The sequence below is a fragment of the Caballeronia sp. LZ065 genome, assembly GCF_031450975.1.
In the GTDB taxonomy this organism is placed as follows: Bacteria; Pseudomonadota; Gammaproteobacteria; order Burkholderiales; family Burkholderiaceae; genus Caballeronia.
In genome coordinates this window covers 2,402,279-2,418,350 of record NZ_JARUXV010000001.1, presented here as the reverse complement: position 1 = coordinate 2,418,350, position 16,072 = coordinate 2,402,279, and the positions used below count along the sequence as shown (strand labels likewise).

At 64.1% G+C, this 16,072-nt stretch carries 17 protein-coding genes; all 17 read left to right on the top strand.

The features are described from left to right. Window positions 1-114: 114 nt before the first annotated feature. Entirely contained in the window at window positions 115-777 is a 663-nt protein-coding gene (locus QCE63_RS11125; protein WP_309832876.1) for a YceD family protein, read from the top strand. Between the two features lie 126 nt (window positions 778-903). Next, entirely contained in the window at window positions 904-1,083 is a 180-nt protein-coding gene (gene rpmF, locus QCE63_RS11120; RefSeq protein WP_035501683.1) for a 50S ribosomal protein L32, read from the top strand. Window positions 1,084-1,221: 138 nt separating this feature from the next. Beyond that, window positions 1,222-2,409, top strand: a complete 1,188-nt coding sequence (gene plsX / locus QCE63_RS11115; protein WP_309832875.1) for a phosphate acyltransferase PlsX — start codon at window positions 1,222-1,224, stop codon at window positions 2,407-2,409. Continuing rightward, window positions 2,409-3,398, top strand: a complete 990-nt coding sequence (locus QCE63_RS11110) for a beta-ketoacyl-ACP synthase III (protein ID WP_309832874.1) — start codon at window positions 2,409-2,411, stop codon at window positions 3,396-3,398. The genes plsX and QCE63_RS11110 overlap by 1 nt, the downstream gene beginning before the upstream one ends. Window positions 3,399-3,527: 129 nt before the next feature. After that, window positions 3,528-4,460, top strand: a complete 933-nt coding sequence (gene fabD / locus QCE63_RS11105; RefSeq protein WP_309832873.1) for an ACP S-malonyltransferase — start codon at window positions 3,528-3,530, stop codon at window positions 4,458-4,460. Between the two features lie 20 nt (window positions 4,461-4,480). After that, window positions 4,481-5,221: a 3-oxoacyl-ACP reductase FabG gene (fabG, locus tag QCE63_RS11100; RefSeq protein WP_309832872.1), complete on the top strand. Its 741-nt coding sequence runs from the start codon at window positions 4,481-4,483 to the stop codon at window positions 5,219-5,221. A 247-nt stretch (window positions 5,222-5,468) separates the two neighbouring features. Continuing rightward, window positions 5,469-5,708 (top strand): acyl carrier protein, encoded by a 240-nt coding sequence (gene acpP, locus QCE63_RS11095; RefSeq protein ID WP_004197638.1) that lies wholly within the window; start codon window positions 5,469-5,471, stop codon window positions 5,706-5,708. A 145-nt stretch (window positions 5,709-5,853) separates the two neighbouring features. Next, window positions 5,854-7,092, top strand: a complete 1,239-nt coding sequence (fabF, locus tag QCE63_RS11090) for a beta-ketoacyl-ACP synthase II (protein WP_309832870.1) — start codon at window positions 5,854-5,856, stop codon at window positions 7,090-7,092. A 29-nt stretch (window positions 7,093-7,121) separates the two neighbouring features. Continuing rightward, on the top strand, window positions 7,122-7,589 hold the full coding sequence (locus tag QCE63_RS11085; protein ID WP_309832868.1) for a protein YgfX: 468 nt from the start codon (window positions 7,122-7,124) through the stop codon (window positions 7,587-7,589). A 96-nt stretch (window positions 7,590-7,685) separates the two neighbouring features. Then, on the top strand, window positions 7,686-8,285 hold the full coding sequence (gene rpoE, locus QCE63_RS11080; protein WP_016345879.1) for an RNA polymerase sigma factor RpoE: 600 nt from the start codon (window positions 7,686-7,688) through the stop codon (window positions 8,283-8,285). A gap of 84 nt (window positions 8,286-8,369) precedes the next feature. Continuing rightward, window positions 8,370-8,999, top strand: a complete 630-nt coding sequence (locus QCE63_RS11075; protein WP_309832867.1) for a sigma-E factor negative regulatory protein — start codon at window positions 8,370-8,372, stop codon at window positions 8,997-8,999. Between the two features lie 4 nt (window positions 9,000-9,003). Continuing rightward, the gene (locus tag QCE63_RS11070) at window positions 9,004-10,047 is read left to right on the top strand and encodes a MucB/RseB C-terminal domain-containing protein (RefSeq protein ID WP_309832866.1); all 1,044 of its coding nucleotides are present in this window, start codon (window positions 9,004-9,006) and stop codon (window positions 10,045-10,047) included. 21 nt (window positions 10,048-10,068) lie between these two features. After that, complete coding sequence (locus QCE63_RS11065) at window positions 10,069-11,652, top strand: DegQ family serine endoprotease (RefSeq protein WP_309832865.1); 1,584 nt, start codon at window positions 10,069-10,071, stop codon at window positions 11,650-11,652. An 8-nt stretch (window positions 11,653-11,660) separates the two neighbouring features. Then, window positions 11,661-11,921: a glutaredoxin family protein gene (locus tag QCE63_RS11060; RefSeq protein ID WP_309832864.1), complete on the top strand. Its 261-nt coding sequence runs from the start codon at window positions 11,661-11,663 to the stop codon at window positions 11,919-11,921. 146 nt (window positions 11,922-12,067) lie between these two features. After that, window positions 12,068-13,858, top strand: coding sequence for a translation elongation factor 4 (lepA, locus tag QCE63_RS11055; protein WP_309832863.1), 1,791 nt, complete (start codon window positions 12,068-12,070; stop codon window positions 13,856-13,858). 66 nt (window positions 13,859-13,924) lie between these two features. Beyond that, window positions 13,925-14,821: a signal peptidase I gene (lepB, locus tag QCE63_RS11050; protein WP_309832861.1), complete on the top strand. Its 897-nt coding sequence runs from the start codon at window positions 13,925-13,927 to the stop codon at window positions 14,819-14,821. Window positions 14,822-14,987: 166 nt separating this feature from the next. Beyond that, complete coding sequence (gene rnc, locus QCE63_RS11045) at window positions 14,988-16,067, top strand: ribonuclease III (protein WP_309832859.1); 1,080 nt, start codon at window positions 14,988-14,990, stop codon at window positions 16,065-16,067. Window positions 16,068-16,072: the final 5 nt, after the last annotated feature.

Sequence of the window (16,072 nt, the reverse complement as noted above, 5' to 3'; positions counted from 1 at the left end):
GGCAAGCCACGCCTGACCGGATGCGGCGTCGCGGTGCATACTGGACGCTCATCGGAAGCTTCCGCGGAAGCGCCCGCCAAACAAGGCACAAGCAAGACACCAGCAGGAGCGCACATGACCCGGAATCCTGGCAAACCTGCGAGCCCCGCCGATCTGCGCGCGCTCGACGTTTTTGAATTCGCCACCAGCGGCACGCAGGCAGCCGGCGCACTGCGCATATCGCAGATGCCGCGCATGTTAGCCGAAGTGCCGGCCGATGTGTCGGATGCGTCGGGCGGTCTGGCAGCGGGAGAAGAAGATACCGTCTTCACCTGGCAGGCCGAGGGCTCGACTCAGCCGGAATTGCAGGACGATGGCGTGGAAGCGCCGCAGCCGTATCTGCGCCTCGCGGTACATGGTTCGGTATGGCTCAGGTGTCAACGCTGTCTTTCTCCGTATTCGCAGCATCTCGATGTCGATGCCACTTATCGGATCGTCGCGACGGAGGAAGAAGCGGATGAATTTCCGCTCGACGACGATGAAGTCGAAGTGATCGTGGGCTCGCGCCAGTTCGATCTCGTCGACTTGATCGAAGAGGAGTTGTTGTTGTCCTTGCCGCTCGTGCCCAAGCACACCGTGTGTCCCGAGGTGCACGAAAGCCTGCTCTCAGGCAGTGCTGAAGGCAGCGCCGACGACGAGTCGGAAGAAAGCAGTGCAGCGGAAGCAGCAGACAAGCCGAATCCGTTTGCGGTGCTGGAAAAGCTCAAGCCGGGCGGTTCCAGCGGCGGCAAGCAGTAACGCACTGAACCGGTTTTGTAGCAGCAACAAACAGGTAGCGCGATGTGCGCACCCGATGGCCGTACGGCCGAGGGCTGTCGGCGGATCGGGCTGTGTTAGAATTCGCAAAATTTTTCTGGAGTAATCATGGCAGTTCAGCAAAACAAGAAGTCGCCGTCGAAGCGCGGCATGCACCGTTCCCACGACTTCCTCACGACGGCTCCGCTGGCTGTCGAGCCGAGCACGGGTGAAGTGCACCTCCGCCACCACGTGAGCCCGAATGGCTATTATCGTGGCAAGAAAGTCATCAAGACGAAGAACGACTAAGCGTTCCCCGTCGCCCGTCCGGCTCGCGGAAACCATTCTGCGGGCGCCCGGGCGCAATTCGCTCTTGACACTTTCCCGGTACGACAAGAAGGCGGCATTTCACTGCCGCTTTTTTGTGTCCGAAATTCGTCGCGTTCCATGACTGTAAAGATCACCATCGACTGCATGGGGGGCGACCACGGTCCGGCCGTGACCGTTCCTGCTGCCGTCAGTTTCGTGCGCTCGCATCCCGACGCGCATCTCATGCTCGTCGGTCTCGAGCAGCCCATCCGCGCCCAGCTCAAGAAGTGCAAGGCACTCGACGAAGCTCGCCTGAGCGTCGTCGCCGCGAGCGAAGTCGTCGCCATGGACGACCCGGTCGAAGTCGCGCTGCGCAAGAAGAAAGATTCGTCGATGCGTGTCGCGCTCAACCTCGTGAAGGAAGGCGCGGCGCAGACCTGCATTTCCGCTGGCAACACCGGCGCGCTCATGGCGGTCTCGCGCTATGTGTTGAAGACGCTCGCCGGCATCGAACGTCCCGCCATCGCGTTTGCCATGCCGAGCCAGAAGGGCTACACCACGGTGCTCGATCTCGGCGCCAACGTCGATTGCGAGCCCGGGCATCTGCTGCAGTTCGCCGAGATGGGCCACGCGCTGGTGTCGGCCATCGAGGGCCGCGAGCGGCCGACCATCGGTCTGCTCAATATCGGCGAAGAAGTCATCAAGGGCAACGAGACCATCAAGCGCGCAGGCGAACTGCTGCGGGCGAGCACGCTCAATTTCTACGGCAACGTGGAAGGCAACGACATCTACAAGGGCACGACGGATGTCGTCGTGTGCGACGGCTTCGTCGGCAATGTCGCGCTGAAGACGTCGGAAGGGCTTGCGAAGATGCTCACCGACATCATCAAGGAAGAGTTCAGCCGCTCGTACGCATCGAAGCTGATGGCGCTCGTCGCGCTGCCGGTGCTCAAGCGTTTCAAGCGCCGCGTCGATCCCGCGCAATACAACGGCGCAGCCTTGCTGGGCCTGCGCGGGCTCGTCATCAAGAGCCACGGCTCGGCCGAGGCCTTCGGTTTTGAGTGGGCGATCAAACGCGGGTATGATGCCGTCAAAAATGGCGTGCTCGAACGCCTGGTGCGCGCGATGGAAGAAAACGCGCCCGCCGCGCGCGAGACCGGCGTGTCCGCGCCCGAGGCGCCGCTTGTCGCAGGCGCCGAAGGCACGCCGTCAAGCGCCGCTGCTGCCGCAGCAGACTCGCAGCCAGCTACACAGCCCGCTACACAGCCCAACTCGCAGCCGAACCCGCCGGGCGAGTCCGGAACTGCGCTACATTCGAAGGCATAATGGCTCAAACCAATCTCTACTCCCGCGTGCTGGGCACCGGCAGCTATCTGCCGGACGAGCGCGTCACGAATCAGGACTTGGCCGATCGTCTCGCGAAACAGGGCGTCGAGACGAGCGACGAATGGATCGTCGCCCGCACCGGCATTCACGCGCGCCACTTCGCGGCGCCGAACCAGACCTCAAGCGACCTCGCGCTGATCGCCTCGCAGCGGGCCATCGAGGCAGCGGGTATCGATCCCCAGTCGATCGATCTGATCATCGTCGCCACCTCCACGCCGGACTTCGTGTTCCCGAGCACGGCCTGCCTGCTGCAGAACAAGCTCGGCATCCGCAATCACGGCGCGGCCTTCGACGTGCAGGCCGTCTGCTCCGGCTTCGCCTACGGCGTCGCCACCGCGGACAGCTTCATTCGCAGCGGCCTTGCCCGCACGGCGCTTGTGATCGGCGCGGAAACCTTCTCGCGCATCCTCGACTTCAAGGACCGCACCACCTGCGTGCTGTTCGGCGACGGCGCCGGCGCCATCATCCTGCAGGCGTCGGAAGAGCCGGGCGTGCTGTCGAGCGCGCTGCACGCGGACGGCAGCCATTCGGACATCCTGTGCACGCCGGGCAACGTGAACGGCGGCGTGGTCGAAGGCAGCGCGTTCCTGCACATGGATGGACAGGCTGTCTTCAAGCTCGCCGTCAACGTGCTGGAGAAGGTCGCCGTCGAGGCGCTCGAGCGTGCGCAGCTCACGCCGGAAGACATCGACTGGCTGATTCCCCATCAGGCCAACATCCGCATCATGCAGAGCACGGCCCGCAAGCTGCATCTGCCGCCCGAGCGCATGGTGGTGACGGTCGGCGAGCATGGCAATACGTCGGCTGCCTCGATTCCGCTCGCCTTCGACGTCGCCGTGCGCGACGGCCGCATCAAGCGCGGCGACCATCTGCTGATCGAAGGCGTGGGCGGCGGCTTCACCTGGGGCGCATCGGTCATCCGCTACTGATTCCCCGGCCGCGCTTCTCCAGTCACTTCACCTATCCGCCGCTGATTGCCCTTCGTGACAGACCCCGCGCGCCCATGCAGCGCGCGGTCCGCGAAGGCATCGCGGCGCATTCCAGACAACGAGGACGAGATGAAATTTGCATTCGTTTTCCCCGGACAGGGTTCGCAGTCGATCGGCATGCTCAACGCCTTCGCTGACCACGCCATCGTGCGCGAGACGCTGCAGCAAGCCTCCGACGCGCTCGGCCAGGATCTCGGCAAGCTGATCGCCGAAGGCCCCGCCGAAGACCTGAACCTGACGACCAACACCCAGCCGGTCATGCTGACGGCGGCGTATGCAATCTACCGCGTGTGGGAGCAGGAAACCGGCCTCAAGCCGGCGCTCGTCGCGGGCCATAGCCTGGGCGAATACACGGCGCTCGTCGCGGCCGGCGCGCTGGCGTTCGCGGATGCCGTGCCGCTCGTGCGTTTCCGCGCGCAGGCAATGCAGAACGCCGTGCCGGTGGGCGAGGGCGGCATGGCCGCGATCCTCGGTCTCGATGACGACACCGTGCGCGCGGTGTGCGTCGAAGCGGCGTCGGCGGGCGTGGTGGAAGCGGTGAACTTCAACGCGCCTGCGCAGGTCGTGATCGCCGGCTCGAAGGCGGCGGTCGAGAAAGCCTGCGAAGTCGCGAAGGCGAAGGGCGCCAAGCGCGCGCTGCCGCTGCCGGTGTCGGCGCCGTTCCATTCGTCGCTGCTCAAGCCCGCGTCCGACCAGTTGCGCGACTATCTCGCCCAGGTCGAGATCAAGGCGCCGCACATTCCGCTGATCAATAACATCGATGTCTCGATCGTCTCCGATCCGGCCGCGATCAAGGACGCGCTCGTGCGCCAGGCCGCGGGCCCGGTGCGCTGGGTCGAATGCGTGCAGGCCATGGCGCGCGACGGCGTCACGCACGTCGTCGAATGCGGCCCGGGCAAGGTGCTCGCGGGCCTGACGAAGCGCATTGACGGCAACCTGACCGGCGCTTCCATCTTCGATCCAGCCTCGCTCGACGACACGCGCACACTGATTGCTGGCTGAACGACATAAGGAACGACACCATGAGCCTGGAAAACCAAGTAGCGGTCGTGACGGGCGCGTCGCGCGGCATCGGACGGGCGATTGCGCTCGAACTCGCGAAGCAGGGCGCGACGGTCATCGGCACGGCCACGAGCGAAAGCGGCGCGGCGAGCATCGGCGAGGCGCTGGCGCAGGCGGGCGGCAAGGGCCGCGGGGCGGTGCTGAACGTCAATGACGACGCAGCGGGCGATGCGTTCATCGACGGCATCGTGAAGGAATTTGGCGGCCTGAACGTGCTCGTGAACAACGCGGGCATCACGAAGGACCAGCTCGCGATGCGCATGAAAGACGACGAGTTCGATGCCGTCATCGACACCAACCTGCGCGCCGTCTTCCGTCTGTCGCGCGCGGTGCTGCGCCCGATGATGAAGGCGCGCGGCGGCCGCATCATCAACATCACGTCGGTGGTCGGCTCGTCGGGCAATCCCGGCCAGGCCAACTACGCGGCGGCCAAGGCCGGCGTCGCGGGCATGACGCGGGCGCTGGCGCGCGAGATCGGCAGCCGCGGGATTACCGTCAACTGCATCGCGCCGGGTTTCATCGACACCGACATGACCAAGGTGCTGCCCGAAGAGCAGCGCGCGGCGCTCACCGCATCCATACCACTTGGCCGACTGGGCAGCCCGGAAGATATCGCGCATGCTGTGGCATTCCTGGCCTCGCCGCACGCCGGCTATATCACGGGCACGACGCTGCACGTGAATGGCGGCATGTACATGTAAGGTTGAATAGGAATTTTGCCCGTTTTCGCTTAATATCCGCGCCGGACGGGCGCGCACTATGCTCTGCAAGGCATCGTGCGCGCCGCCGCCGCGCGGCGGCAAGAAATCATCGCAAAGCCCCGGCAGGCCGCTTGAAGCAGCGCGCCGGACAGCGGAGCGTGGAACTGAAGCGCCGTATTTTGCGGGTCCAAACCTGATAAAATGCGCGCACTCGTATTTTTGAACTTTTTTCCCCTCGGAGGGCTGCATGGACAACATCGAACAGCGCGTGAAGAAGATCGTCGCCGAACAACTGGGCGTGGCGGAAGCCGAAATCAAGAACGAAGCGTCGTTCGTGAACGATCTGGGCGCTGACTCGCTCGATACCGTTGAACTGGTGATGGCGCTCGAAGACGAATTCGGCATGGAAATTCCGGATGAAGAAGCCGAGAAGATCACCACGGTTCAGCAAGCGATCGATTACGCTCGCGCCAACGTCAAGGCCTGAGGTACTGAGGGCCAGCGGCGCATCGCTGATCAGCTAGATGCTCAGTCGCTGCAAAGACCAGTTTGAAAGCCACAGGGCACACAGGGCGGTTTCCTGTGGCCGCTGTGGCTTTTGTATTTCGTCATTCTATGGATAAGGGGTTACCGTGAGCCGTCGTCGAGTTGTTGTTACAGGCCTGGGGCTCGTTTCGCCTGTCGGCAATACCGTTGCCGACGGCTGGGCCAATCTGGTCGCGGGCAAGTCGGGTATCGCGAATATCACGAAGTTCGACGCCACGAACTTCTCCACGCGTTTCGCAGGGGAAGTGAAGGGCTTCAACATCGAGGATTACATGCCCGCCAAGGAAGCGCGCCATATGGATACGTTCATCCATTACGGCTTCGCGGCAGGCGTCCAGGCCATGCAGGACAGCGGCCTCGAGATCACCGAGGACAACGCGGAGCGCGTGGGCGTGGTGGTTGGCTCGGGCATCGGCGGCCTGCCGATGATCGAAGTCACGCAGACCGAATTGCTCAATCGCGGCCCGCGCCGCATTTCGCCGTTCTTCGTGCCGGCCTCGATCATCAACATGATCTCCGGCCATCTGTCCATCCGCTTCGGCTTCAAGGGCCCGAATCTCTCGATGGTCACCGCCTGCACGACCGGCCTGCACTGCATCGGCGAGGCGTCGCGCCTGATCGAATACGGTGACGCAGACGTCATGATCGCCGGCGGTGCCGAAGCCACCGTTTCGCCGCTCGGCATCGGCGGTTTCGCGGCGGCGCGCGCGCTGTCGCAGCGCAACGACGACCCCGCTACCGCCAGCCGTCCGTGGGACATGGACCGCGATGGCTTCGTGCTGGGCGAGGGCGCGGGCGTGATGGTGCTCGAAGAGTACGAACACGCGAAGGCGCGCGGCGCGAAGATCTACGCTGAAGTCCTGGGCTATGGCATGAGCGGCGACGCTTACCACATGACCGCGCCGCCGGAAGACGGCGACGGCGGCCGCCGCGCCATGGTCAACGCGATGAAGAACGCGCGCGTCAACCCCGACGAAGTGAACTACGTCAACGCGCACGGCACGTCCACGCCGCTCGGCGACATCGCCGAGACCATCGGCATCACGCGTGCGCTCGGCGATCAGGCGAAGAAGGCCGTCGTGAATTCCACCAAGTCGATGACCGGCCACCTGCTGGGCGGCGCGGGCGGCCTGGAGTCGGTGTTCACGGTGCTGGCCATTCACAACCAGGTGTCGCCGCCGACCATCAACATCTTCAACCAGGATCCGAAGTGCGACCTGGATTACTGCGCCAATACCGCGCGTGACATGAAGATCGACGTGGCGGTGAAGAACTCGTTCGGCTTTGGCGGCACGAACGGTTCGCTCGTCTTCAAGCGTCACTGAGTCTGCCGCGCGCCGTCACGGCAACTGAGATGACGAGCGCCCGCGTGATCCGGCCGCATCGGGAAACCGGCTTCGCGCCGGGCATTCCGCTGCGGCCGTCGCGTTTTCTGCTCGCGGCTCATGCAGGTTGTCTGGCCGTTGCCTGTGGCGCGGTGTTCCAGTGCGTATTCGCTCACACGGGCCACGCCGGTCATGCGGCTGTGGCGTGCGCGCTGACGGCGGCGCTGCTCGGACTGGCGTCGTACCGATGGATGCGTGCGCAGCCCAAGGCCCTGCACCTGCATGCCGACGGCCTCACGCTCCAGCGTCCGGGCGGCATCCTCTGCCACGTGCGGATTGTGCGCTGCGCGCAGTGGGGCGGCTGGCTGCTCGCGCTGCGCTGGACAAGCGCGCACAGAAAAGCCGGAACGCTGCTCGTCGCGGCCGATTCCATCGACGCCGAAACTCTCCGCCAGCTCGCCGTGCAGGCCCGTCGCAGCGCGGCTTCCCACCTGTAACGACTGTAACGTCTGATGAGCGTTCCAGTTGCCTTACAAGCGGGGCCGTTACAATAGCCCTCCGCGCAACAGCCCAAAGTCAAACGGATTTCCCAGGTGAGCGAAAAAGAAATCGACCAATTGCTGGTCGAACGGGTGCAGAAGGGTGACAAGGCCGCGTTCGAACTGCTGGTCGCCAAGTACCACCGCAAGATCATTCGACTGATCTCGCGCCTCGTGCGCGACCCCGCCGAGGTCGAGGACGTCGCCCAGGACGCCTTCATCAAGGCTTATCGTGCGCTGCCGCAATTCCGGGGCGAATCGGCGTTCTACACCTGGCTGTATCGCATCGCCGTCAATACGGCAAAGAACTACCTTGCCACGCAAGGGCGCCGGGCGCCCACTTCTACCGAAGCAGATGCCGAAGAAGCGGAAACTTTCTCCGACGCCGACCAACTAAGGGATATCAACACGCCCGAGTCGATGTTGATGAGCAAGCAGATCGCACAGACGGTCAATGCTGCGATGGCGCTGTTGCCCGAGGAGCTTCGCACCGCCATCACACTCCGGGAAATCGAAGGGTTGAGTTACGAGGAAATCGCCGAGATGATGAATTGCCCCATCGGCACCGTCAGATCGAGAATTTTTCGTGCTCGCGAAGCCATTGCGGCAAAATTGCGTCCGTTGTTGGACACTCCCGAAGGCAAGCGCTGGTAAGCGGCGCTCAACCACGGGGCAAGGACGCGATTTCTGGGTCAGTTGGTGTCACTACGGGTGTGGGTCAAAGAGATGGGGAGCATCATGGGGTCGGTCTCGGTGCAGAATCAGATGCAAGCAGGTTCGCGCGGCGAACGCATGTCGGCATTCGTCGACGGTGAGTCCGTCGAGGAAATGGGCAACCTCGGCCAGTTTCTCGCGGAACTGAAACACGACGACCGCGCGGCGTGGTCGGCGTATCACCTGATCGGAGACGCGCTGCGCTGCGACGATCTCGCGGTCAGCCCGGCGCGCAGCAGCGCGTTCATGGCCGCCTTCTCCGAGCGTTTCGAAGCCGAGGCGCATGTGCTGGCCCCGGCTGCGCTGCCTGCGGCAAAAGCGCGCGGGGGCATGCTGCGCCGTCGCGTGATGCCGGCTTTTGCGGTGGCCGCGGCGGCCGCCACGCTGACGTGGATTGTCGTGCCGCAGTTGCAGGGCGTGGACAGCCACGGTGGCGCGCAGATGGCCAGCGTCGCGCCGGCGGATTCGATGCAGCGCGTGGCCATGGCATCCGTGCCGGCGGCTACTACACGCTCGCCGATCGTCGAGGCGAACATCATTCGCGACGCCAATCTGGATCAGTACCTGGAAGCGCATCAGCAGTTTTCCCAACAGCCTGTAATGCCCGGTTCGATGCCCTTGATTCGCGCGGCGGCTACCTCGCAGGACCAATAATTTGATGCCGAGTGTGCGGTTGAACAAAACGAACCATTGGGGACGGCTGCCGGCATTCATGCTTTGCGCGGCCGTGTTGTTGACGGCGGCATCGGGCAGTTTCGCCCAGGGAGATGATCCCGCCGCCGCGCGCAAATCAGCCGCCACGCTGCTCGACCGCATCCACGAAGCGGCGCAGCAGCAGAATTACGAAGGCACGTTTGTCTACCAGCGTGGCGCGACGGTGCAGTCGTCGCGCATCACGCACGTCGCCACGCGCGGCGACGGCGAATATGAATCGCTCGAAAGTCTGGACGGCGCGCCGCGCAAGATGCTGCGCCACGACGACGACATGTTCACGTTCGTGCCCGAGCGTCATTTGCTGGTGGTCGAGCATCGGCAGAATCGCGATTCCTTCCCGGCCCTGCTCGCCTCGAGCGGCGCTCAGGTGCTCGCCGCTTACGAGCCGAAAATGCTCGGCAACGACCGCGTCGCGGGGCTCGACGCCACGGTGCTCGAACTCGATCCGAAAGATGCCTATCGATTCGCCTACAAGCTCTGGGCCGATGCCAAAACCGGCCTGCTGCTGCGCGCCCAGACGCTGGACGCCGACGGCCAGGTGCTCGAACAGCTGTCGTTTTCACAGGTGAAGATTGGCGGTCCGGGCGACAAGACGCCGATCGCCAACGGCATCCGCAGCACGTCTGGCTGGACCGTCGTCCGCCCGCCGGTGCAGCCGGTCGATATGGAAGCGCAAGGCTGGCAACTGACGCCGAACGTCGCCGGGTTCCGCAAGATTCGCGAACTGCGCCGGCCGATGGCGTCGAGCCAGCCGGGACAGCCGCCGATCCCCGTCGATCAGGCAGTGTTTTCGGACGGACTGGCGACCATTTCGGTCTTCGTCGAGCCCGTCGAGAAAAATACGCGCAAGGAAGGGGCGGGAAATAGTGGCGCCACGCATGTGCTGGTGAAGCGGCGCGGAGATTTCTGGATCACTTTGCTGGGCGAGGTGCCGCAAGCCACGTTGCAGCAATTTGCTTCTACCATAGAATACAAGCCTTCCAAGTAATCCGACCCCGGTCTCCCGCTCATGAGCCATTACTCGCTGCGCAAGTTCATCGCGGCCGCGGCGCTCGCCGTGTGCCTGCCGTTCATCTCGCAAACGGCGGCGGCGGTGCCCACGGTGAATCTGCCGGACTTCACGACGCTCGTCGACAAGGTCGGTCCTTCCGTGGTGAACATCCGCACCACGTCGCGCGTCAGTTCCGGCAGTGACCTGCGCGGCTTGCCGCCCGGCATGGACGAAGGCGATATGTCTGAATTCTTCCGCCGCTTCTTCGGCATTCCGATGCCCGGCCAGCCGCCTCGGGGCGGCGGCGGCGGTGGAGGCGGCAATAATGGCGGCGGCGGTGGAGGCGGCAATAACGGCGGCGGCAACAACGGCGGCAGTGGTCAAGGCGACCAGGGCAAGGGCGGCAGCCGCAACGCGCCCGACGACAACCAGGACAACTCCGAGCAGAGCAGCGGCGTCGGCTCGGGCTTCATCCTGTCCACCGACGGCTACGTGATGACCAACGCTCACGTCGTCGATGACGCCGACACCATCTACGTCACGCTCACCGACAAGCGGGAATTCAAGGCGCGGCTCATCGGCGTGGATGAACGCACGGACGTCGCCGTGGTGAAGATCAGCGCGACGAACCTGCCGGCCATCACCATCGGCGATTCGAACAAGGTGCGCGTCGGCGAGTGGGTGCTCGCGATCGGCTCGCCGTTCGGCCTCGACAACACCGTGACCGCGGGCATCGTCAGCGCGAAGGGCCGCGATACCGGCGATTACCTGCCGTTCATCCAGACCGATGTCGCGGTGAATCCGGGCAACTCGGGCGGTCCGCTGATCAACATGGCGGGCGAGGTGATCGGCATCAACTCGCAGATCTACAGCCGCACCGGCGGTTTCATGGGCATTTCGTTCGCGATTCCGATCGACGAAGCCATGCGCGTGGCCGATCAGCTCAAGACCACGGGTAAGGTGACGCGCGGCCGCATCGCGGTGGCGATCGGCGAGGTGACGAAGGATGTCGCCGATTCGCTCGGGCTGCCGAAGGCGCAGGGTGCGCTGGTGTCGAGCGTCGAGTCGGGCGGCCCGGCTGACAAGGCCGGCGTGCAGCCGGGCGACATCATCACGCGCTTCAACGGCCAGAGCGTCGAGACCGCGACGGACTTGCCGCGCATGGTCGGCGACACCAAGCCCGGCACGAAGGCCACGATCACGATCTGGCGCAAGGGCCAGACACGCGATCTGCCGATCACCGTAACCGAGATGCAGCCGGACAAGGTCGCGAAGACCGAGCAAAAGAAGACGCCGCAGCCTAAGGAACGCGCGAGCAATTCGCTCGGGCTCGCCGTGAGCGACATTCCCGCCGAGCAGAAGAAGACGCTCAAACTGAACAACGGCGTGCAGGTGGACGCAGTGGAAGGTCCGGCGGCGCGCGCGGGCTTCCAGAAGGGCGACATCATCCTGCGCGTGGGCGATACCGACATCACGAGCGCCAAGCAGTTCGAGGCAGTCGCGCAGAATCTCGACGCCAGCAAGATGATCGCGGTGCTCGTGCGGCGCGGCGACAACACGCAGTTCGTGCCGCTGCGTCCGCGCGTGCCGGCGCAGAAGTAAGCGCTGCCATGATGTCGATGCCCGCGTCGGTCTTCAAGCTCTATGGCCGTGCCTGGTGCCATTTGTGCGAAGAGATGCGCGCCGCGCTGGAGCCGATTGCGACGCGGCACGGCGCGGCAATCGAATGGATCGATATCGACGAAGATCCGGTGCTCGAGGCGCGCTACGACGAGCGGGTTCCCGTGCTGGTGCTCGACGGCGTCGAGCTGTGCCACTACCGGCTCGATGCCCGGGCCGTGGACGCCGCACTGTCCGCCCGTCGGGCATGACGCGGCGCTTGCGCTCGCGGCGCGCCGAAAAGCGGCGGGTCAAACCCGTTTTCGGCTAAAATGCCGAAGTTTTCCCCGAAATTTTCAAGGCGTGCTCCGCGTTGCTGAGGGCGCGCCTTTTTCGCTTTTTCTGCTTGCGGCACTGAATGGACCATATTCGTAATTTCTCGATCATTGCGCACATCGACCACGGCAAGTCGACGCTCGCCGACCGCATCATCCAGCTGTGCGGCGGCTTGTCCGACCGCGAGATGGAAGCGCAGGTGCTCGATTCGATGGACCTGGAACGCGAGCGCGGCATCACCATCAAAGCACAGACCGCGGCGCTGACCTACCAGGCGCGCGACGGCAAGACCTACAACCTGAATCTCATCGATACCCCCGGACACGTCGACTTCTCTTATGAAGTCAGCCGTTCGCTGTCCGCCTGCGAAGGCGCGCTGCTCGTGGTGGACGCGAGCCAGGGCGTCGAGGCGCAGACCGTCGCGAACTGCTACACGGCCATCGAACTGGGCGTGGAAGTGGTGCCGGTGCTGAACAAGATCGATCTGCCGGCAGCGAATCCCGAAAATGCGATCACCGAAATCGAGGACGTGATCGGCATCGACGCCACCGACGCCGTGCATTGCAGCGCGAAGACCGGCCTCGGCGTGGCGGACGTGCTCGAATCGCTGATCGCGAAAGTGCCGCCGCCCAAGGGCGATCCGGAAGCCCCGCTGCAGGCGCTGATCATCGACTCGTGGTTCGACAATTACGTCGGCGTCGTGATGCTGGTGCGCATCGTCAACGGCGTGCTCAGGCCGAAAGACAAGATCAAGATGATAGCGACCGGCGCGCAGTATCCGGTCGAGCATGTCGGCGTGTTCGCGCCGAAGTCCACGCACCTTCCGGAGCTGTCGGCGGGGCAGGTGGGCTTCGTGATCGCGGGCATCAAGGAACTGACGGCCGCGAAGGTCGGCGATACCGTCACCGTTTCGACCCGTCCGGCAAGCGAACCGCTGCCGGGCTTCAAGGAAGTGAAGCCGCAGGTGTTCGCCGGCCTCTATCCGGTCGAAGCCAACCAGTACGACGCGCTGCGCGAGTCGCTCGAAAAGCTGAAGCTGAACGACGCCTCGCTGCAGTTCGAGCCGGAAGTGTCGCAGGCGCTGGGCTTCGGTTTCCGCTGCGGGTTCCTCGGCCTGCTGCACATGGAAATCGTGCAGGAGCGCCTCGAGCGCGAGTTCGACATGGACCTCATCACGACCGCGCCCACCGTGATCTACGAAGTCCTGCAAAGCGACGGCACCACGATCATGGTCGAGAATCCGGCCAAGATGCCGGAGCCGCCGAAGATCGATGAAGTGCGCGAGCCGATCGTCACCGTGAACCTGTACATGCCGCAGGAATATGTCGGCTCGGTCATCACGCTGTGCACGGCCAAGCGCGGCTCGCAGATCAACATGCAGTATCACGGCCGCCAGGTGCAGCTCACGTACGAAATCCCGATGGCGGAAATCGTGCTCGACTTCTTCGACCGCCTGAAGTCCACGTCGCGCGGTTATGCGTCGATGGATTACGAGTTCAAGGAATATCGCGCGGCCGACGTGGTTAAGGTGGATATGCTCATCAACGGCGACAAGGTCGATGCGCTGTCCGTCATCGTGCACCGTTCGCAGAGCCAGTATCGCGGGCGCGAAGTGGCGTCGAAGATGCGCGAGCTGATTCCGCGCCAGATGTACGACGTGGCCATCCAGGCGACCATCGGTTCGAACATCATCGCGCGCGAGAATATCAAGGCGCTGCGCAAGAACGTGCTGGCGAAGTGCTATGGCGGCGACATCTCGCGCAAGAAGAAGCTGCTCGAGAAACAGAAGGCCGGCAAGAAGCGCATGAAGCAGGTCGGCTCGGTCGAGATTCCGCAGGAAGCCTTCCTGGCCATCCTGCGCGTGGACGATTGACGTCCGCGCCGTTCCGCCCGGCGGCGCGTCCGTCGGGCAAACAACGATAACAACCGGAAGCGATTGATGAATTTTGCATTGATTCTTTTGATTCTCGTCGTGCTGACGGGTATTGCGTGGGTGTTCGACAAACTGGTGTTCCTGCCGCAACGGCGTCGCGCCGCCGAGGCCGCGGTCGCCGAATTCGACCGCCAGCAGGAGCGTGTGGGCGAGCGTTTCGCCGACGAGAACGCCGACCAGACCCGCGCCCGCATGCGCGACGACAAGCTGCGCCAGCCGTGGTGGCTCGAATACACGGCGAGCTTCTTCCCGGTGATCCTGGCGGTCTTCGTGGTGCGTTCGTTCATCATCGAGCCGTTCAAGATTCCGTCCGGCTCCATGATCCCGACACTGCTCGTCGGCGACTTCATCCTCGTCAACAAGTACGAGTACGGTCTGCGCCTGCCGATCAGCAACACCAAGATGACGCAGGGCAGTCCGCTGCAACGGGGCGACGTGGTCGTGTTCCGCTATCCGAAGGACGAGTCGGTCGACTACATCAAGCGCGTGATCGGCCTGCCGGGCGACACGGTCGCCTACGAAGACAAGAAGCTCACCATCAACGGCAAGCCGGTGCCCGAAACGCCGATGCCCGATTATTTCGACAGCGAGAGCATCGGCTATTCGAAGCAGTTCATGGAAGACCTCGGCAACGGTCGCAAGAACGCGATCCTGAACAATCCGCAAGTGCCGCCGTACATCATGGGCGCCGAAGACTTTCCGTTTCGCGACAACTGCAACTACAACGCACAGGGCGTGACCTGCAAGGTCCCGCCGGGCCATTACTTCATGATGGGCGACAACCGCGACAACAGCGCGGACAGCCGCTATTGGGGTTTCGTGCCGGATCAGAACATCGTCGGACGTGCGTTCTTCATCTGGATGAACTTCGGTAATCTGAAACGCATCGGCTCGTTCGAATGACGCGTGCTGCGCCGGCTCGTCATGCAACGCAGCCGGCGTTCCGAAAACATCAAAAACAAAAGCTTCGAAACGGCGTGAAGAAGCGCGGCTAACACCGTCTCCGCGCGCGTTTTCCGGCGGCGGATGACGGAATCGTCGCCCGTCGCGCCCGCGTTATACTCTCTCCATGCCCTCTTCTCCGCTGGAAAGCCGGCTGCGGTACGAATTTCGCAATGCGGAATTGCTGCGCCAGGCGATGACCCACCGCAGTCACAGTGCCACGAACAATGAACGGCTCGAATTTCTCGGCGATTCCGTTCTAAATTGCGTGGTGGCTGCGCTTTTGTTTCAACGATTCGGCAAACTCGACGAAGGCGATCTTTCCCGAGTCCGCGCGAATCTGGTCAAGCAACAATCCCTCTACGAAATCGCGCAGGCGCTGAACGTCTCGGAAGGGCTGCGGCTCGGTGAAGGCGAACTGCGCAGCGGCGGCTTCCGTCGCCCGTCCATTCTGGCGGACACGCTCGAAGCCATTTTCGGCGCCATCTTCCTCGACGGCGGTTTCGACGCCGCCGCGACCGTCATCAAGCGCCTCTACACGCCGGTGCTGGATCACATCGATCCGCGCACCATCGGCAAGGACGCCAAGACGCTGCTTCAGGAATATCTGCAAGGCCACAAGATCGCGCTGCCGACCTATACCGTCGTCGCGACGCACGGCGCCGCGCACAACCAGCAGTTCGAAGTGGAATGCTCGGTGCCCAAGCTCGACGTCAAGGTGTCCGGCTCCGGCGCCAGCCGTCGCGCGGCCGAGCAGGCTGCGGCCAAGAAGGCGCTCGACGAAGTGGCGGCCGCCGCGCCCACGCTCGGCGTCAAGCCGAAGCGCAAGGGCGCGCGTTCGGCCAAGCTGGCCGAGCTGGAAGTGGTGCCCGGCGTCACCGGTATCCAGGCCGCGCTCGACCTGCGTTCGCCCGACCGGCGTGAGCGCCAGCATGGCAGCCACGGCGTGCCGCATGTTGCCGACGAACGTCCGGCAGTCGCGCCGCCGCTCGCGGTCATCCGGGCGACGCACGTGGAACCGTCGGCGGGCGCCTATGCTGCCGCCGACAAGCCCGAACGCGCGGTAATCCACAAGCCCGAGAAAATCGTGAAAAGCGAAGCGGCCACGGCGGAGCAGGCCGTGCACGCCGAACCGGCCGCGGACGCAGGCACCGCCGCCGAGGCGCCCGCGGGCCGCGTCGCGCGCGCCGCCGACGCCGGTCACTGACACGC